This is a genomic window from Sorangium sp. So ce124 (assembly GCF_051525235.1).
Classification (GTDB): Bacteria; Myxococcota_A; Polyangia; order Polyangiales; family Polyangiaceae; genus Sorangium; species Sorangium atrum.
On sequence record NZ_CP150312.1, the window covers coordinates 8,606,681 to 8,625,116 of the forward strand.

General features: G+C 70.1%; 15 protein-coding genes. 5 read left to right on the forward strand and 10 right to left on the reverse strand.

Annotation, left to right across the window (positions count from 1 at the left end):
• Positions 1-266 precede the first annotated feature (266 nt).
• From WMF19_RS32125 to WMF19_RS32135, 3 genes are all read left to right on the forward strand, one after another.
• A complete protein-coding gene (locus tag WMF19_RS32125) occupies positions 267-1,121 on the forward strand; it encodes a hypothetical protein (protein ID WP_437893865.1) in 855 nt (284 codons plus the stop codon).
• Between the two features lie 46 nt (positions 1,122-1,167).
• On the forward strand, positions 1,168-1,932 hold the full coding sequence (locus tag WMF19_RS32130; RefSeq protein WP_437893866.1) for a hypothetical protein: 765 nt from the start codon (positions 1,168-1,170) through the stop codon (positions 1,930-1,932).
• Between the two features lie 464 nt (positions 1,933-2,396).
• Positions 2,397-3,149, forward strand: coding sequence for a DNA/RNA non-specific endonuclease (locus WMF19_RS32135; protein WP_437893867.1), 753 nt, complete (start codon positions 2,397-2,399; stop codon positions 3,147-3,149).
• Between the two features lie 237 nt (positions 3,150-3,386).
• On the opposite strand, the gene WMF19_RS32140 is transcribed toward WMF19_RS32135, so the two are convergent.
• Positions 3,387-3,884, reverse strand: coding sequence for a formylglycine-generating enzyme family protein (locus WMF19_RS32140; protein WP_437893868.1), 498 nt, complete (start codon positions 3,882-3,884; stop codon positions 3,387-3,389).
• A 987-nt stretch (positions 3,885-4,871) separates the two neighbouring features.
• Here WMF19_RS32140 and WMF19_RS32145 point away from each other — a divergent pair.
• Positions 4,872-5,072: a hypothetical protein gene (locus tag WMF19_RS32145; RefSeq protein WP_437893869.1), complete on the forward strand. Its 201-nt coding sequence runs from the start codon at positions 4,872-4,874 to the stop codon at positions 5,070-5,072.
• Positions 5,073-5,202: 130 nt separating this feature from the next.
• On the opposite strand, the gene WMF19_RS32150 is transcribed toward WMF19_RS32145, so the two are convergent.
• The gene (locus WMF19_RS32150) at positions 5,203-5,691 is read right to left on the reverse strand and encodes a hypothetical protein (protein WP_437893870.1); all 489 of its coding nucleotides are present in this window, start codon (positions 5,689-5,691) and stop codon (positions 5,203-5,205) included.
• A gap of 801 nt (positions 5,692-6,492) precedes the next feature.
• Here WMF19_RS32150 and WMF19_RS32155 point away from each other — a divergent pair.
• Positions 6,493-7,749 (forward strand): hypothetical protein, encoded by a 1,257-nt coding sequence (locus tag WMF19_RS32155; RefSeq protein ID WP_437893871.1) that lies wholly within the window; start codon positions 6,493-6,495, stop codon positions 7,747-7,749.
• A 138-nt stretch (positions 7,750-7,887) separates the two neighbouring features.
• Here WMF19_RS32155 and WMF19_RS32160 read toward each other — a convergent pair whose 3' ends face one another.
• From WMF19_RS32160 to WMF19_RS32195, 8 genes are all read right to left on the reverse strand, one after another.
• Positions 7,888-8,337, reverse strand: coding sequence for a hypothetical protein (locus tag WMF19_RS32160; protein WP_437893872.1), 450 nt, complete (start codon positions 8,335-8,337; stop codon positions 7,888-7,890).
• Positions 8,334-8,726, reverse strand: a complete 393-nt coding sequence (locus WMF19_RS32165; protein WP_012238290.1) for a DUF4150 domain-containing protein — start codon at positions 8,724-8,726, stop codon at positions 8,334-8,336. The genes WMF19_RS32160 and WMF19_RS32165 overlap by 4 nt, the downstream gene beginning before the upstream one ends.
• A 9-nt stretch (positions 8,727-8,735) precedes the next feature.
• Entirely contained in the window at positions 8,736-9,380 is a 645-nt protein-coding gene (locus WMF19_RS32170; protein WP_437323697.1) for a DUF3540 domain-containing protein, read from the reverse strand.
• A 19-nt stretch (positions 9,381-9,399) separates the two neighbouring features.
• The gene (locus WMF19_RS32175) at positions 9,400-10,449 is read right to left on the reverse strand and encodes a pentapeptide repeat-containing protein (protein WP_437893873.1); all 1,050 of its coding nucleotides are present in this window, start codon (positions 10,447-10,449) and stop codon (positions 9,400-9,402) included.
• Positions 10,446-13,088 carry a DUF2169 family type VI secretion system accessory protein gene (locus WMF19_RS32180; protein ID WP_437893874.1) on the reverse strand — a complete coding sequence of 881 codons (2,643 nt, stop codon included), beginning with the start codon at positions 13,086-13,088 and terminating at the stop codon, positions 10,446-10,448. Before WMF19_RS32180 ends, WMF19_RS32175 begins: the two co-directional genes overlap by 4 nt.
• Positions 13,089-13,122: 34 nt before the next feature.
• Entirely contained in the window at positions 13,123-13,578 is a 456-nt protein-coding gene (locus WMF19_RS32185) for a hypothetical protein (RefSeq protein ID WP_437893875.1), read from the reverse strand.
• 108 nt (positions 13,579-13,686) lie between these two features.
• On the reverse strand, positions 13,687-16,080 hold the full coding sequence (locus WMF19_RS32190; protein WP_437893876.1) for a type VI secretion system Vgr family protein: 2,394 nt from the start codon (positions 16,078-16,080) through the stop codon (positions 13,687-13,689).
• 108 nt (positions 16,081-16,188) lie between these two features.
• Positions 16,189-18,381 carry a DUF2169 family type VI secretion system accessory protein gene (locus tag WMF19_RS32195; RefSeq protein WP_437893877.1) on the reverse strand — a complete coding sequence of 731 codons (2,193 nt, stop codon included), beginning with the start codon at positions 18,379-18,381 and terminating at the stop codon, positions 16,189-16,191.
• Positions 18,382-18,436: the final 55 nt, after the last annotated feature.

Genomic DNA, 18,436 nt, shown 5'->3' on the forward strand with positions numbered 1-18,436 from the left:
AGGGTTGTCCCAGGTGCATGGTTGGACCGCGCGTCGCCGGCGGCTCATGACCCGTCGCGGCGGGGCGGGGGCGCCGCGCGGGCGCTCAGGCCGCGCTCGACGACGGAGCGGGCGAGCGGCTCGCCAGCGTCGGGGCTTCCAGCGCCGCGCCCGTCGACGGTGTGCGGGCGGATTGAGTTCGTGAACGGTCCGCGTATCCTGGCCTCGCTGCACCGAAGCCCCCCGCAGTTCCTCGGAGTCGTCGCGCGAGCGTGACGGGAGCCAGCATGCCGATCGGGCAAACGAAAGGGAGTATCGTACCGCATCGCCGCATCGCCGCGCCGCGCGCCCGCGGCGCGCGGGCCGCCGCGGTGCTCGCGGCGCTGCTCGGGCTCGCCGCGCCGGCGGCCGCGCAGGCGCAGGGCGCGCCGAAGCCGGCCCGCGGCGACGCAGCGAGGCCCGGCGCGCCAGGCACGGCGCCCGCGACAGCGGGTGCCCCGCTCGCTCCAGCGCCCGCCCCGATCGCTCCAGCGCCCGCCCCGATCGCTCCAGCGCCCGTCCCGATCGCTCCGGCGCCCACCCCGATCGCTCCGGTGCCCGCCCCGATCGCCCCGGCGCCCGCCCCGATCGCTCCGGCGGGTGGCGCGCTGCTGCCCATCGCGCAGGGCTACTACCTGCCGACGCCGCCGCTCCCGCCGTGGGCCAACCCACGGACCATCGAGTACGAGGAGGGTGACCCGATCCCGCGCGGCTACGCGCTCCGGACCAGGGCGGACCGCAAGCTCGTCACGGCGGGGCTGCTGACGTTCGGCATCCCGTACGCGCTCACGTTCACGGTCGCAGGCATCGCGTCGCTCGACAACGACGATTTCGACGAGTTCGGGCCGCTGTTCATCCCGTTTGCCGGCCCGATGCTCGCGGCCGGGACCATGGAAGCGGAGGGCGCGGGCACCTTCTGGCTCACGATGGACGCCGTGACCCAGGTGGGCGGGCTCCTCCTGTACGCCGCCGGTCTCGCGAACGAGGACGTCTACCTCGAGCGCCAGTTCACGGTGAGCTCACGCGACCCCGGGCCCGCGGTGTCCCGCTGGCCTGCGGTCTCGATCGGCGCGTCCTCCGCTGGCCTCCGATGGCGATTCTGAACCGGCGACCCCGCGCCGACAGCCCTCACCCCGAAGGGAGACGCACGTGACCGCGATCCGCACCGTCCTCTCGCTGGCCGCGCTGGTTGGCGCGCTTGCGCTCGCAGCGCCGGCTACGGCGGAGGGCGAGGCCCCCCCGTCCGCGCAGAGCGCGCCGCCGCCAGGCTATGCGCCGCCCGGCTACGCGCCGCCGCCAGGCTACGCGCCGCCGCCCGGCTACGCGCCGCCCGGCTACGCGCCGCCTGGCTACGCGCCGCCGCCTGGGCACGCGCCGCCCGGCTACGCGCTGCCGCCTGGATACGCGCCGGCGCCAGACCACGTGCCGCCCGGCTACGTGCCGTATTCGCCGTCCGTCATCCTCGGCATGCCGCGAAAGCTGACCTACACGGAAGGCGGGATCCGGCCCGCGGGCTATCGCGTTGAGACGCAGATGAACCGCGGGCTGGTGGTCGCGGGGTCGATCGTCCTCGGCAGCGCGTGGGCGCTCGCGGCGCTGACGGCGGGGACCATCCTCAGCGAGGGAGACAGGGATGCCGTCAGCTACTCGCCGATGCTCGTGCCCGTGGGCGGCCCGTTCATCACGCTCGGCACGGGCGAGGATGTCGACGTCGACGATGACGACGGCCAGCTCGCCGCCGCCCTCCTCCTCCTCGACGGGGCCACGCAGGTGACCGGCTGCGTGCTGCTCATCGCGGGCCTCGCCTCCAACCAGCGGGTCTGGGTGCGCGACGACATCCCTCACAAGGTGTCGTTCCAAGCCCCCGAGCTCACCGTCGGCCCCACGGGCGCGACCCTGCGCATGAGGTTCTGACCATCGAGCTCGCGTGAGCGAGCGAAACAGGTGAAACCCGCTCCCCCCTCGGTCACGAACGTGGTCGTCAACGGCCGTTCGTGAACGTAAACGTCCCCCAGAAGTCCCCTCTCTCATTTCCCACGACTCACCTCGCTGGCGGGCGAGGTGACAGGTGAGACTCCGCACTGGGTGGTCCACGAACCGTCTGCCGACGGAATGCCCTGGCTCGTAGGCAGCCGGTACTCGGCGCGCGTTCGCGACAAGTCCACATCTATCGCCCGTTTCGAGAGCGTTGACGTCACCAAACAGGAGCGACTCTCAACATTCCCGAAACGCGAACTCAATCAAATCGTATCCATACAAAACCCTGCCCTTCTCATAACATGACCTGCTCCCGCGATGCCGAGCGTGCAGCGACCTGGCTGTCACCGGGTCGAGTGACAGCTGCTCTGGCAGATACGGACCTGGAACGGAGTAGGACCATGAAGGTGATGTCTGCGTTGTTTTGCGCGAGCTTCCTCGCTCTGGTCGGGTGCGCGGCCGAGCCGTTCGGCGACGGGGAGCCGCTGGATGCTCTTGAGCGAGACTTCGGCGGACCCGACGGCGTGATGGACCTCTTCGAGAGCGGAAGCGAGGACGAGATCCGCGCCACGCTCGACGAGTACGGGATCGGCTATGCGGTCCAGGAGCTCATCAGCGACTGCCCGCAGTATTTCCCTTCGGTCGACCGCAACGTGTGGCATTCCTTCGATGGGGAGTTCTATTACCTCGACGGCTCTGGCCGGCCCTACAGGGCATACGCCTATCTTCCGCCGATCGCCGCCGCTCCTCGCAAGGACACCTGTCAAACGAATGTGGGACGCTGGGGAGACGCCGAGAATCCGTCCAACGACTACGATGGCGGTCACATGATCGGCTCGCAGCTCGGCGGATGGGGAGGACGGGCCAACCTCGTGCCCCAGGACGCGAACTTCAACCGCGGGAACTGGGTGGCGCTGGAGAACAAGATGGCCACCTGCGGCTCGCTGCCCAGCGGACGGCTGCGCTACTACATCGGCGCGAACTACCCGAACAGCAGCGCGCTCATCCCGAACAACATGACCATGGAGATCACCAACCGCTCCACCGGGAGCAGCGTCTCCATGTCGTTCGCGAACACGGACGGAGGCGGCTCGAACGGGACCTCGGAGAAGAACCGCGGGGTGTCGTGGCTCAGCAGCCAGGGCTGTAACTAGACGCTGCGCCGATCCCGCTGCGGTGGGGCCGACTGTGCACAGGCATGGATCGGCACCCGCGCCGCGCGCATCGCCACCAAGCCTGCGCGGCGGTCCGAGCGGCCTTCGGAAGCACGTCGCACGTCAAGATCGACCGAGGCCCATTGCTCAAAATCGAGCACTACCGGGCTCGGGCCCCTCGGGCGGCGGAGGCGCCACCGGTGCAGCAGGCAGCCCCGTGGAAGCCTCGGTTCGTTGCTATGGCGTCCTCGCACACCTGGCCCCGACGTGGTAGTACCGGTTCGACGGATCGTGGCTGTTGCGAGCGAACGAGAGCAGGTCCGCCACCGCGTTGTTCCAGCTCCCGCCCCGGCGCACCCGCTCCGAGGTTGAGGAAGCGTTCGCATTGGTGCAGTTAGCGCATTTGCTGGGGTAGTCTGCGTACCAGTCCAGCACCCACTCCCACATATTCCCAGCCAGGTTCGCGTGTCCCCACATCCCATCTCCATTCGGCGACCGCGACCCAACCGCCTGGATATCGCTGAGCCCACATGCGTCGGACGCAGACCCATCCCCTGTGCAGTTATACACTGCGCAAGCGTTATCGATCGTGGTCGATGTCGCCGGATTCGACCATGGATACGCCCGCTGCTCCCTTCCACCCGCCGCCGCGAAGTTCCACTCCGCTTCCGTCGCCAGACGGCCCCCATCCCACGCGCAGAACGCGAACGCGACATACCAACTCAGGCAGTTCATCGGCAGATTCTCGGCACCTTCATCCCATCTCCCGGCGCCGGCTTGCTCCCGGGATACGACTCTACGAACCTGCGGAACCGCCCCACCGTCACCTCGAATCGATCCAGCAAGAACCCGCTCACCGTCGCTGGATACCTCGTATCGTTGTCCCGGTTGAACATGCCCCCAGGCACCGCCTCCGCGATCGAGCAGCAGTTTTCATCGCCACTAGGCCCGCATGTCACCGGTACACTCTCGCAGCTCGGTGGTAAGACACACGTGCCTCGATTGCACACTGGATCCTCTTTCGGGCACGGCTCCTCATCCTCCCATTGGCCATCATCATTGCACCGCCGTGGCGTATTCCCCGAACATTGCTTTTCTCGGTTTGGAACGCACACAATGACTGGGGGCCACCTGCGCCCGCACCATCTGACGTGCTTCCGTTCAACCCGCCACCGTTCTGGGCGCCACCGGTGCCGCCATGGCCGCCCAAGCCGGGATCAGTCCCGGTTCCGCCACTGCCGCCCGTGCCCGCTACGCCGCCAGCTCCAGCGCCCGGCCCATACTCCCCCCAATCCACGCCAAGGATCTGCGCGCAGCCGCCGCGTGCAGCCGCAGCAGCGGCCCATAGGCACACCGTTGCCGGCGCGGACTGTCTCCTGCCTCTCATGACGCGCAGCCTCTTGCGGCCCATTACGGGTGTCAAGGCGCCCCGCGTGCACCTGGGGAATCACTGGGCGTTGGTCGTCTCGGCCGGCGGATCTCCGAGCAGCGACAGCTGCACCGGCGTTCTCGCCTTCGGACGCCACGCGAACAGGGCGAGCTGACGGGAGGCTCCGGTGGAGGCCCAGCGGGCTCGACGGCGGCCGGCGTCGCGGGTGTTGCGACGGGCGCGAGGACCAGCGGAGGAGCCACCGGGGCGGGCGCCTTGGGCGGCGGTCGTGGAGCACTGGGCACTGCGGAGCGGAGCCGCCCGGGAGCACCCGCAGCCATCCACGCCCGGCGGTGAGCGCACGAGCGGCGCCCTCCGGCTTCGGGCCGACGAGCGGCTGCGGCTCGGGCTTCTCGCCAGCGGGCTCGGCCAGCGCGGCGACCATGATCTCCTCCAGGGTCCTGATGCAGGTCTTCCCCGAGGCGCACCTGCCATTCGTGGAGTTGATGAAGCGGAACTGGTGGGACGTGGAGGAGAGCACGCTTCGGGCGTGACTTCCCGCTCGCGACCTGAGCGCCATTTCAGCAACTCCTTCGCCACTTATCGTCTGACCGCCGCCCACGTGCTGACCCGCTAGGTGAACGAACGGAGGAGCGAGGAGGAAGCGGCGCTGCCGGTTAGGTCTCAATCGGGGAGGCCGGCAACCCTGTTGAGGACGTCGCTACCGCACCCCAGGGACCGGCAGCTGAGAAACTTTTGCATGCATGGCAATTGCGTGATGACCAGCAGGCCCTGCGTGTATTTCTCGCTGATTCCCAGCGGCCGGCTTTCCTGTGCCTTGGCCGGCATCATATCCCACGCATCAGACAGGGACTTCTTGGTCATGAGCCTCTTCAGAGTGGCCGCGTTTTGATCCATCCATGCCAATTCATCTCCAAGGTAGGCAACACGACCGTCAACGAAGTCACGATGCACATTTTCGACCTCAATGCCGCACGCAGACTGCACCTTGAGCTTCGATGGCATCTTCGACTGAAGCACCTTGACCTCGTTCAACGCCTCTTCGAGACATGTTCGCGACGCCTCGAATCCAACGGTATGATCGGAGCATCCTGCCCATCGAAAATCGACCGAACCGACCTTTTTGGCATGTGGCCACATGAATTGGACCACCGCCCGAACCTCTTCTCCCTCGGAGAGAACCGTCGGGGGTGGCTGCCTCGGAGGCGTCGTGGCAGTGGCCCGCTGGGTAGGCGTCGACTGATCCCCCTTGCCGCACGCGACGAGCAAGAGGCTTCCGATCACGATGATTCCAGTGGTGCGATGAGTGGCTCGATGGCCGATTGTCTCCGAAGACATTGCATGGATCGTACAGGTGACGGCCAAGCGGAGTCCAGTTCCATGGAACCATCGGATGTTGCAGGCAGCCGGACCCAGGTGATCACTCCGTGTCGGCTGGCGGATCCCCGAACAGCGACGGCTGCACCGGAGCTCGCAGCTTCCGCCTCCACGAGAACAGGTCGAGCTGACCGGCCGGCCGCCCTACCATATCGCGACATCCCCGCCGCCTGCTCTGCGAGCTACTGGTCAATTTTGACCAATCGGCCCGCCCCCGTTTGACGGTCGATCCGCTTGCGAAGCCATGTTCGCAACGTCGCCTTATCTTCGACCTCCCACCCATCGCGCTTCATGAGTTCGATGTACGTCAGGTGCGCCTCTGCGAGGACCTAGATCGAGAGGTCATCCGCTTCTCGCACAGCGTCCGTCGTCGATTGCGTGCTGGTTGTTGTGGTTCAACCGGCCCGAAGGCATCGCGGCGGCGCCGCCTGGCAGCGGCAGCGGTTGCGGCTGGCCTGATAGCGGGCGCTGACCGTGATCGGGTCGAAGATCCGGGGCATGCACGGCGATCGTGGCACGGCCGGATGACACGATTTATGCTCGGGTCCGAGTCTGCCGAAAAGGCAATTCCACCGCATGCCGGCCACCACCAACCTCTCCTTCGAGCTCACGAGCTCCCGCGTTGCGCAGCGTCACCCGGGGCTGGGACGTGTCCTCGAGTGCCTCGCGCTGCTCGCGAGCGTGGGAACCCTGCTTGCCGGCGCGCTCGCCGCCGTCCTCGGGCAGGAGCTCGCCTCCCCGCTCCTCGAGCAGATGGCTCGCAGCATCCTGGCCTTGAGCGAAGCTGGCTTCCTCGCCGGCATCGCCTTCGCGCTGGTGAGCTTTCTCGTCACCTTCACGCCGCTCACCCAGCGCGGAGACGTGCGCGTGGCCGCCGGCGCGACCGGCTTGCGCCTCACCCGTGGCGCCGCGGCGCGCTGGATCCCGCGCGCCGCGATCCGCTCCGGCCTGGTCGTGCCCGAGCCGCGCTCCCACGTCGCGCTGGAGCTCCACGGCGGACGGCAGCTCGAGGTGCAAGTCGAGAGCGAGGAGGAGGGCACGCGGCTCCTCGCGGCCCTCGGACTCGGCCCGGAAGCGCGGCGCGTCGCGGCCTCGCTCGCCAGCACCAAGCGCGACCGCGCGGCCTTCTGGACCGGCATGCTGGCCTACATGCTCGTCATGGGCTCCGCGAGCGCCTTGTTCGACAACCTCAGCGCCTTCGTCGATCGTTCCGTCCTGTTGAAGACGAAGTACCTGATGCTCTACGTGCTGTTCAGCTGGTTCAGCCGCAGCGTCGCTCGTCCCGTGCGGCTCGTCGTGGGCAGCGACGGCGTGCTCGTCGAGCGCCCCTTGTCGCGCACCTGGCTCCCCTACGCCGTGCTCACCGCGATCAGGACGCGGGGCGATCGCCTCTTGCTGGTCCGACAGGGGGACGATCGCCCGATCGATCTCCGGGCGGAGCGCGGCATGGCCAAGGCGCTCGCCATGCGCATCCGCGAGGCGCGCAAGCGCGCCGCGAGGGGCGCCGCCCCGCGCGGCGTCGAGGCGCTGGAGCGGCGCGGCCGCAACCCCGCAGTCTGGCGCGAGGAGCTCCGCAAGGTGCTCAACGCCGACGACTACCGCGCGGCCGGCTTGACCGTGGAGGACGTGCGCCACGCCCTCGACGACACCAGGGCTCCGCCGGATCGCCGGATCGGCGCTGCCCTCCTCCTGCGGATTGCCGGAGTTCCCGAGGCGCAGGACCTCATCCGCGTCGCCGCCGAGGCCACGGCAGACGACGAGCTCCGCGCGGCGCTCGAGCGCGCCGCCGAGGACGAGCTCGACGAGGCGTCCCCCGCGCGGACCGTGCGCTGAGCCCCGCGCCGCGCGCGGGTGCGTCGAGGAGCGCCGGTCGCGGGGTCGCAACCTGCCTGCCGGCCTGCTCCACGAGGCTCCCGATCCTCTCGCGACATGCCTGTCGACCCCTCCGCGGGTGGTGCGGTGCTCACCGCATCACACGGAGCGGCACGCGAAGATGTGCTCGATCGCGTCGATCACGAGCTGCTCCACCTGGTATGCGGTGATCTCGGCGGGGCTCGCGAAACGCAGGAGATCCATCGGCGGCGGCCTCACGATGAGATAGGCGAGGACCTCCGGCGCCTCGCGCCGCTGGATGACCGCGAAGGCGATGCGGTCCGCCCCCGGCGGGGCGCTCGCTCCCCGGATCCCGAGCTCGAGCGCGATGCTCGGCGCCTCGGGCTCCTCATCGAGCGCAATGCGCGGAACATGCCCGGCGGAGCGGAGCTCGGAGGCGACCTCCTCGAGGACGGGCTTTATCACCTCGCCGCTCACCGCCCGGAAGGCGTCGTCGAAGGCCCGGCGATCGCTCGCGAGCTTCTCTTGCTGCCGCGCCGCATAGCGGCTCGTGATGAGCGCCAGGCGGTGCCTGCTATGGTCCCTCACGGCGCGAGGAGGAGCACTTTGACCTGGCTCGGGACGATCGAGACGGCCGGGCAGTTCGTCGAGTTCGTGATCGTCATGCTGGTCAGTCGCGTGGCCGGGATGCCGCCGGCGAGCACGGTGAACGACGCCGTGACATGCCGAGACGGGCCCATCACCATGCCCGAGGCGACCCCGAGGGCGACGCCGGGATTGTCGCCGTTCGTGAGCGGCACGGTGGTCGCGAGGTTGTGCGCCGGCGTGCACATGAACAGCACGTTGTACGCGGCCGGGATGCCCATCGGCTGCATCGCGATGTTCGGGTACGGGACCGGGGTCGGGGCCGGCATCGGCGTGAGGCACACGTCGGGTGCGCCGAGAGACATGCCCATCATCTGCGTGTTCGCGAACATCTCGCCCCCTCAGCCAAGGTGGATCTGGGAACCGTCGATCTTGGTCAGGCCGCCGCTGTTCACGAGCGTCGTCTCCGCCTTGACGTGGAACGCGGCCCGCGCCTCGAGCTCCAGGTACTCGGCGCGCACCGTCTCGGAGCGCGCGATGAAGCGATAGGCCCGGTCGAGCCGCTGGACGAGGCGCTCGGCCACCGTCTCCACCGACTGCGCCACGGTCTTGATGCGGTCGACCTTCGCCGTGAGGCTGTCGCCGAGGAGGCTCAGGACCCCGACCACCGCGTCGGCGCGCGCCGCCGAGAGGCGCGCGGATCCCGCGGCGATCGTGGCCTCGGCGGGCGTGATGAGCTCGACCCCATCGCGCCCGCTCACCGAGACCCTGCCCGACGCGGCGGCGATCTCGAGATCGCCCTCGGCCGAGAGCCGCGCCGGCGCCGCGTCGTCGCGCTCGAGCACCGCGAGCACGTGCGAGCCGCGCTCGTGGTGCGCAACGAGCACCTCATCGCCGAGGGCGGGATCGAGCAGACAGCTGGCGGCCCGCCGCGCCTCCACCTCGCCCGAGCTCGACCTGACACGCAGGCTGCGACCCGAGACGCCCACCACGATCGCGACCTCCTGCGCAGGCCACGCCAGCTTCCTCGCCAGATTGTCTCTCATCGGTACCTCCGTGCCGAGCTCATCGGCCCTCCGTACGCCGCTCCGCGTTGCTGAGCTCCTCGTCGTCGCCGAGCGCCGCGGATCGGTTCGTGAATCGTGTGTCCTGCTCGCGCGTCCGGTGGAACCGCGCGCGGAACAGCGTGCAGTGCGAGAAGTCGGCGCCCGCGAGGTCCGCGTACGAGAAATCGGCGTACGTCAGGTCGGCGCCGGCGAACGTCGCGCGGGCGCAGCTCGCGTGCTTGAAGATGGCCTGGTGCGCGCTCGCGCCCGCGAGGCTCGCGCCCTCGAGCCGCGCCTTCACGAAGAGCGCCTGGTCGAGCTTCGCCTTCCTGAGCGTCGCGTCCGACAGGCAGGCCTCCGCGAAGAGGGCCCGCTCGAGGCTCGCCTCGTCGAGGCGCGCGCCCGCGAGCGAAGCACCCTTGAAATTCGCCTGCGCCATCCGCGCGCCCCGGAGGTCGCAGCCGCTGAGATCGACCTCCATGAGCTGCGCGAGCGTGAGATCCATCCCCGAGAGATCCTGGCCAGCGAGCTTGCCCCCGATCAGCATCGCCTTCTCTAGGCGCGCGCCGCGCAGGCGCGCCGTCGACAGGTCCGCCTTGAGGAGCACGGTCTGCACGAGGTTCGCGCCCTCGAAGCTCACCCGCGGGGCGTCGGCGTCGACGAGCGCGGCGCGGTCGAGGTTCGCCCCCTTCAGGCTCGCCTCCTCCAGACGCGGCTTGATCAGGCTCGCGATGGTCAGGTCGGCGCCGTCGAGCGAGGACCGCGACAGATCGCACTCGACGAGGCTGGCGGCGACCAGATCGGCCTCACGCAGGTCGGCCGCGAGGAACGTGCACCGGTCCCACGTGCCGTGGCGGAGGCGCGCCCCCGCGAGCTGCGCCCCCTCGAACCGGCAATCCGAGAAGATGGCCTCGTGGAGCTGCGCGCCCGTGAGGTCGGCGCCCCGGAACGACACGCGCTCGAAGACGGCTCCGGAGAGATCCGCGCCGCGGAGGTCCATGCCCGAGAGATCCTCGTCGGCCACCGGATCCGCGCTCGCGACGCGGGCGAGGAGATCGTCCTTGGTCATCGCTTTCGCCTCGGGAACAAGGTCCGGACGACGTGGGCGTCCTTGAAGCTCGTGCGCGCGTCGCCCTCGGTGCCCATCAGGTTCGCCCGGAACAGGTTCGCCCGGAGGAACGACGCGCCGTGGACCTTCGCGCCTTGCAGCATCGCCTCCATCAGGTTCGCGTCCGACAGCTCGGCGTCGCCGAGATCCGCGCGCATCAGCCGCGCCCCTTGCAGGCTCGCGCCCGCGAGGCGGGCCTCCTGCAAGTCCGACTCGCTGAGGTCGCAGCCGTCGGCCCGCACGCGCGCGAGCCCGGCGCCCTTCAGCGAGGCGCCGCGCATCGTCGCGAGGGCGAGCTCCGCGCCCGAGAAATCGGCCCCGCCGAGCTGGCACGCGAGCACGAGGCGCAGGTTGTTCGCGCGGGCGGCTCGGAAGCAAGCGCCCTCGGCGGCCGTCTCGACGAGCGCCGCGCCCTCGATCACGGCCTCCGCGAGGCTCGCGCCGGCCATGCGGCACCGGAAAAATGTGGCTTTCCGAAGACTTGCGCGATCCAGCCGCGCCCCCTCGAGGTCGCACTCGTAGAAGAGGACCTCGTCCGCGAGCGCGCCCGCGAGGTCGCAGCGCGCGAGGCGCGCCTCGAACAGGTCGGCGCCGCGGAGGTCGGCGCCGGCGAAGCGCGCGCCCTCGAGCTCGCCGCGCTGCAGGATCGCCTTGGCGAGGCGCGCGCCGCCGAGGTCGGCCCCGCGCGCCTCGACCTCGCCGAGGTTCGCGCCCTCGAGGCGGACGCCCTCGAGGCGGGCGCCCTCGAGGCGGGCCCGCACCAGCACGGCGCCCGACAGATCCGCGCCGGCGAGCGCGCAGTCGCGCAGGTCCGCGCGCTCGAGGAGCACCTCCCGCAGGACGGCCCCGGACAGGTCGAGCCCGCGGAGGTCGGCGCCGGTGAGGTCCCAGCCGGTCATCGGGCTCCCCGACGCGACCGCCGCCTCCACGCGCCCGCGGAGGTCGCGCTGGGCGGCGTCGTCCAGGATCGCCGCGGGCGCCATGTGGTGCGCGGCCTGCCTGTAGGCGAGGATCTGCGCCTCCTCGAGCTTGCGCAGCCTCGCGAGGAACCCCGGATCCTCGAGCTGGGCCTCGAGCTCATCCATCGGGGCGCCGAGGTCGCGGCCGATCTGGGCGGTCTCTCGCATGCGGGCGAGGTGCTCGTCCGCGCGAAACCTGGGCGGCCCGCCTGCCTCGCGCTTCGATTTCTCGATCACCTCGTCGATGTCGATGCCGTGCTCGGCGAGGTTCTGGCGCGCCTGCTCGAGGGCCTCGGCCTGCTTGACCTTGGCCTCGGCCTCGAGGCGGGCGGCCTCCGCCTCGACCCGCTCCATGTACTCGGGCAGCTCGTCGAGCTTCGGCGGCGCCTCCGGCGGCGGCAGCTCGCGCGGGATGCCCTTCTCGTCCGGATCGAGCCCGAGCACCCGCACGGACATGCGGGCGCTGTCGAGCTCCCGCTGTGCGCGCTCGCGCGACCGCCGCTCCAGCACGCCCTCGCGGCGCAGGAGCTCGTCCATGTCGCTGATCTTCTCGTCCGGCAGCGCGGGGGCGTCGGGGTCGGGGTCCGGGAGCAGATCGCGATCGCGCAGGGCGACGAGGTGCCCCTTCTTCTTGTCGAGGCGCTGCGCCAGGACGGCGTCGTAGTGCTCCTTCGGCCGGGGGGCGCCGCGGCGCTCGAGCGCGGCCAGCAGGCACTTCACGTCGCGGGCGTCGTCCTCCTCGACGCGCGCGACGCCCCGGAAGATCGCGATCATGCGGCGGATGTTGGGCAGGAGCACGAGCGTCTCGAGCCTCGTCCCGATCTCCTCGAGCGCGTCCTCGCGCGAGGTCCGGGTCACGAAGCAACGCGCGACGAGCTCGGTCACGCGGCCCGTCAGCGTGGCCTGCTCGGGGTGGAGCTGCTCGAGCGCGATCGGCTCCCCGCCCTGGAAGAAGCCGGGCAGGCGTTGATCGGGCGGCGCCACCATGAAGTACTCCGGGTCGAGATCGCGGGCGAAGCCCGGGAAGTCGTTCTCGAGCCACGCCGCGTCGTACGTCCCGAGCTTCGCGTGGCGCTCGGGCCAGGTGGGGTCGAGGGGCCCGAACGCCATGGGAGGCGGCCGATCGCCTGGCGAGGTGATGAGGTGCTTCGGGTGCTCGAGCTGCGGGAGCGGGTGGTAGCTCTTCCCGTCCTCCTCGGCCGGGGCAAACCCCGTCCCGATCGGGTTCGGGGCGAAGCCTGGCCCGCCGAAGGCCCTGTCCCAGCCGAGGGCGAGCTCGGTCAGGGGCTCGGGCTCGCTCGGCACGCCGCGCTCCCAGCGGCGCTTGCCGACGACGTACACGGCCTTGTCGATCGGGCCGACCTGGACGCGGGCCCGGAACGCCGGGCGCGGGGTGCCGCCCGCCGCGAAGGCCTTGCCGAAGGCGAGGACCTCGCCCCGCGGCTTCGGCAGCCCCTCGTCGAGCGCGACGTCCTTGCCGAGCTGCTTCGGGATCTCCTGCCACATCGCGATCTCCGGGAGCGGGAGCTCCGGAGCGTCGAGCGGGAGGTACGCCGTGAGGCCGAGCGCGAGGAAGCGCTGCTGCTGCAGCTCGAACACGCGCTGCAGGACGGAGACACGTTGGGGTTTGATGACGCGCATAGGGGATGGGGGGTCGCTCAAGCCGGACGAGCGCTCAGTTGGCGCGGGTGGCGCTATTGGCGCTATTGTCCCTCGCGCCGCGCGCGATGTACGAGCGAGACAGATTGGCCCAGCTCACGTCAGGATAAACGAGCTCGGGGTCGTCACCATCGATCTTGACGGCGACGCGCTTTCCCGGCTCCGCCATCGACAGCGAGCTGATGTTCAGCTCCCACTCCGTCCTCGCGAGGTACACGGCCCCGCCGGGCGGCTGCACCTCCAGCCGGAGCTCGACGAAGGCCATGGCGCCGTCTTCGAAGGTGCCGAGGGTCCGGCTCGACACCACCGTGGCCTGAGCGAGGCTCGCGCGAGCCGCTCTCGCGGCGAACTGGGTCATCCGCTCTTGCCCTGCGCGGATGCCGGCTTCTTCCCTGCGGAAGACGAAGAAGAGGATGGCCGCGAGGACGAGGAGCGGCACGAGGATGGCAGAGAGGACGATGATCGTACCCATGTCGCTGCGCGATCTCCCCTTCGGGCTCACGGGCGCCGAGCCGCGGCCTGGCCGCGGATGCCGGCGGTCGAGGCCGAGCTCCTGGACGAGATGACCTTGCTCGCTCTCTCAGCTGAGCACATGGACGCCGGAGAGGTGATAACGCAGCGCTGTCATCGCGAGCCGCGTCGGCAGCTGAGAGATCTTCGCCGCGCCCGACTGGATGGAGACAGGCTTCACCGTGACCTCGACGGCGCTGTTGATCGCGAGCGAGGCGCCCCATTTGAACGCCAGCGCCACGCCGCCCGTGATGTCGAGCTTGGCCGCGTAGGTCGCGGTGAGCGCGGCCGAGAGCTCCAGCGTCGCCTTCGCGCCGATGAAGGTGGAGACGCTGGCGCCGACGGCGTTGGTGTTCGAGAGGCCGAGGAACGTGTCGGACTTGATACCGGCCGTCACGTTGACGTTGTTCGAGACGAAGAGCTTCTTGAACGGACCGTAGGTCTTGAGCTCTTCAGCCCCCTTGATCTGCCCCATCAGGTTGCCGTCGACCTTCTGGATCATGTTGCTCTTGACGCTGACCTCGCACTGGTCCTGCGTCTCGAGCGTCATCTTGCCCTTGCTCTTGACGGTCGTGGTCCCGGCCTTCGTGTCGACGAGGGTGTCCCCGGCCTCGACGTTGACCGTGTAATTGCCGGTCTTCACCGTCGTGGTGGTGTCTCCCTTCACCGTGGTGGTCATCACGCCCGCGTCGACGTCGGTGAAGAGGTTGCCGCTCAGGACGTGGAGCGACGTGTCGCCCTTGACCTCGGTGTACGAGGTGTTGGCGTCGACGAAGAGCTCGTGGATCCCGGACTGCACGTGGGTGATCCAGTTGTCCTTGATGGTGGCGACCCACGAGCCTCCGCCGTTCAGGCCCACGGTCTGGTCGAAGTTCTTGCCCGCGTCGAGCAGCGTGTTGTCGTCCGTCTTCACGATGAGCTCGTGCTCGTCGTTCGGCGCGCCCATGCGAAGGTACGTGTTCGAGTAAGGCGTCGAGAGGGTGACGCGCTGCTGCCCTGTCTTGTCCTCGAGCTCGAGCCGGTTCCGCCCGCCGGTCTGGAGGACGTTCTTCGTGTGGTTGCCGCTCGTGACCGGGCTCGGCGTGAGCGCGTTCGGCACCACACCCGCGATCACCGGCCGGTCGGGGTCGCCGCCGAGGAAGCTGAGCACCACCTCCGTGCCCCTGCGGAGCGGGAAATGAAAGCCCTCGATACCGCCGCCGTGCGGCTGCATCATGCGCACGAACGTCGAGGCCTTCCCGCTCTTCAGGTTGCTCTCGTCGAACTTGAACTTCACGTTGTAGCGGCCGAGATCGTCGATCTGGGCGTATTCGCTCTCGGCCGGGCCGTCGACGGTGCCGTTCTCGTATCCGTAGATGCGGGGCCAGGGCGTGCGGGACTCCGCGCGGAGCTGCGTCTTCGCGGGGATGGCGGTGATCTCGACGAAATAGGCCTCCTCGTGCGGCAGATCGAGCAGCTCGCGGTACCCGGTGGCCCCGGCCAGCTGGTTGCCGTGATGGTGCGCCTCGATGGTGAGGTGCTTCGCGTTGAACGCCGCGCGCGGGTGCTCTTCGAGCTCGAACGTGTAGCCGGGCCGGAGGTGCAGCCGCGTGCCCGTCCCCTGATAAAGCACCTGCCGCGCGAGCAGCTCCTCGGCCCGGATCTTCGCGAGCCGCTCGCCCGCGGACGGCGTGAAGAAGCGCTCGCCGTACAGGCTCACCTCGCCCGCGCCGTTCGGCGATACGCGCGCCGACCCGGCGACGCTCAGGTTGGGCCGCGCATAGTCGTAATCCTTGAGCTTGATCACCGCCGGCAAGGTCGTGTGCTGGCTGGTGAACGTGCGGAGCGACATCCCCGCGCTCACGTCGTACCCCAGTTGCGGGTGGTACCGGACAGGCTCGCCGATCGGGTCCTCCTCGTACGACTTCGTGTCGCAGAAGACGACCTTGTCGCCGTCGGGCGTGTGCTCGAAGAAGTAGATGATGCCTTCGCGCTCCATCCACCGCGCCAGGAAGTCGAGATCGCTCTCCCGGTATTGGCAGATGTGCTCCTCGACCTCGTAGCTGCCGAGGCGCATCTCGTACTCGTCGGGTCCGATGCCGTTCTCCTCGAGGACGGCCTTCATGACGTCGGGCAGCGACAGCCTGGTGAAGATGCGGCTGCGCTTGGAGAGGCCGAGCAGCCAGAGCTTCGGGACCAGCACCGCCCGGAGGAGCGAGCGCCCGTCCAGCTCGTGGAGCAGGCCCACGGTCGCGAGGACGCCGGCGAAGACGAAGGGCGGGACGTTGTCTCTGGGCCAGTCGAGCACGAGCGACGCCTTGGCGCCGACGGCATCGGGCAGGTCCAGGGACTCGGCGTCCTCGCCCTGGAGCAGGAGGAAGATCTCGATCTGATACGGGCGCGAGATGGCCTCGACGCCTCGAAAGCCGACGACGCGCGTGGAGCTGGGGAGCACGCCCGATGAGATCTTGATGAGGTCGTCCATGGCCTTCCGTGCGTTGTTCGAGGGCACGCGCCCGATGCCACCAGGTGAGTCGTCCGCCAGTCGTCCCGAGGAGCTCACTGATAGAACTAGGCAGAATCCGTCAGGCGGTCAACCTGCCGAAGAACCGTCGATGCCGGCGTCCGCCGGTGGGATCTCGACGAGCGCGCGCAGGATGGCGCCGCTCGATTTCGCGCTCGCGAGCTTGACCCCATAGACGTTGGCGCCCGCGAGGTCCGCGTCGCGCAGATCGGCGCCCTCGACGTTGGCGCACGGCAGGCTCGCCTCCTTCAGCTTCGCCGCGCGCAGGACTGCGCCCGCGAGGTTGGCGCCCGCGAGGCTCGCTCGCGAGATGTCGGCCTTCGTCCCGTTGATGTCCACGAGGCACGCCCGATCGAAGACGGCCTCGACGAGGCGCGCTTGTCGCAGGTCGGCGCCCTCGAGCGACGCGTCCTCGAAGCGCGCGCGCGCCCCCTTCGCGAAGGCGAGGTCGGCGTTCTTGAGGAGCGCGGAGGAGAGCTGCGCGCGGTCCAGCGTGGCGCGGGAGAGATCGGCGCGCGTCAGATCGGCCGCGTGGAGGCTCGCGTCCGTCAGATCCGTACCGCTCAGGTTCGCCCCGGAGAGGCGCGCCGACGCGAAGTTGCATCGGGTGAGCGTCGAGCCGGCGAGGTTCAGGCGCTCGAGCGAGGCGCCGCTGAAGTCGATGCCGTCGAGCTCGGCGCCCGCGAGCTCCAGGTCGTGGAGCGGCTGGCCGCTCCTGAGGCGGGCGAGCAACGTTGCGCGGAGGCCCCGGATCTCCGGCTCGGGCGACATGACGGCGGGCGCGGCCGCAGCGGGCGACACCACAGCGGGCGCGGCGGGCGTGCCGAGCGAAGCTACAGCGGGCGCGGCGGGCGCGCCGAGCGAAGCCACAGCGGGCGCGATGGGCGCGCCGAGCGAAGCCACAGCGGGCGCGGCCGGGGCGTGCGGTGGTGCGACAGGCCCGGCAGTGTTCTCGGTGATCGCCGTCACCGTGAGGTCGAGGGGCGCAGCACCGAACGGCGGTGCATCGAGGTTTGTCGGGCCGCTCGCCATGGCGGCGGGCAGCGGAGGCAGCGGCGCCAGGTGCGGACGGGCGCTCCAGGGCGCCCCCGGGATCGCTGTCACCGGGGAAGCACGCCCGCTGCCGGGCGCGGCAAGCGCGAACGGCGACTTCATCTTCCTGTCCACGACGAGGCCGCCGTCGCGGGCATCGACCGTGTTGTCGTCGACCACCAGCGTCCTGGCGATCGGCCGCTCGCCCGCGACGGGGCCGAGCGCTCCATGCCGGCGATGGGGCGGCGAAGGCGCGGCCGCTGCAGAAGGCCACGCCAGGGGCTGCCCCGGCATCTCGACGCCCGCGACCACGCGCATGCGGGCCGGCGTGTCGCCCGCCAGCAGGGCGACGTTCCCTCGCCAGAGCACGGAGCAGAGCAGCCGGTCGGCGTCGATGGTCAGCGTGTCGGCGACGAGCTCGACCGGCTGCCCGTGGTCCTCCCCTTCCGGCCCGGCCCGATAGAGCCGCGCGAGCCCGCGGGCCGAAGGCAGGCTGGACCGGAGCCACGGCCAATGCGGGTGCAGGCCCTCGAGGAAGATCCACTCGTCGCCGCGGAGGAGGTCGATCTGCTGATCTGCAGGCGCGGCGTGGAAGTACCGGAAGTCGAAGCTGCCGTCGAGATCCAGCGCCGGAGGGTCGGCCGCCTGATCCCGCGCAAGGAGATGCCGCCGCGGGGCCCAGTGCCTCGCGATCGGGCCGAAGCCCGCCGGCCGCATCGGATCGCCCGGATCGACGATGCTCGGCAGCGCAGCGTCGGAGCCCACGCCCACCGGGTTCACATCGAGACGTGGGCCGCCGAACGCGCGCTCGTACACGAGCGGCATCCTGCTGAACGGGCGGGGGCTCGGCGCCTCTCGCGTGCGGTCGCCGAAGACATGAAGGGTCTTGTTGAGGATCCAGCGGCCATCGCGGAAGAGCGCGAGCCGCACCGGGAGAGCGGTGGCGGTCGTTCCCGCGGGCGCGCAGGCGTGCCCGCGCACAATGACCCCGGCGCCCGGCAGGTAGGGTGCTGTCTCACTGGCCTCTTCGAGGCTGCCCCACCCCTCCCGAAGCTGGTCGGTGCGGACCAGATCGGCCGCTGCGGCGAGCTCTGCGCTCCTGTCGTGCACGAGGGCAAAGGTGGCCTTGACGACGACGGTGAGCCGCTCTGCGCCCCGCATGCGCCACAGGACGGCGCCGCAGGCGGATGGCGACAGGGCGACGACGGAGAGGGGCCAGGGCGATTGCACGACGCGTGGTCACGGGGCCCACGCACCTCGACGGCGGCGAAGGGCTCTGAGCCGC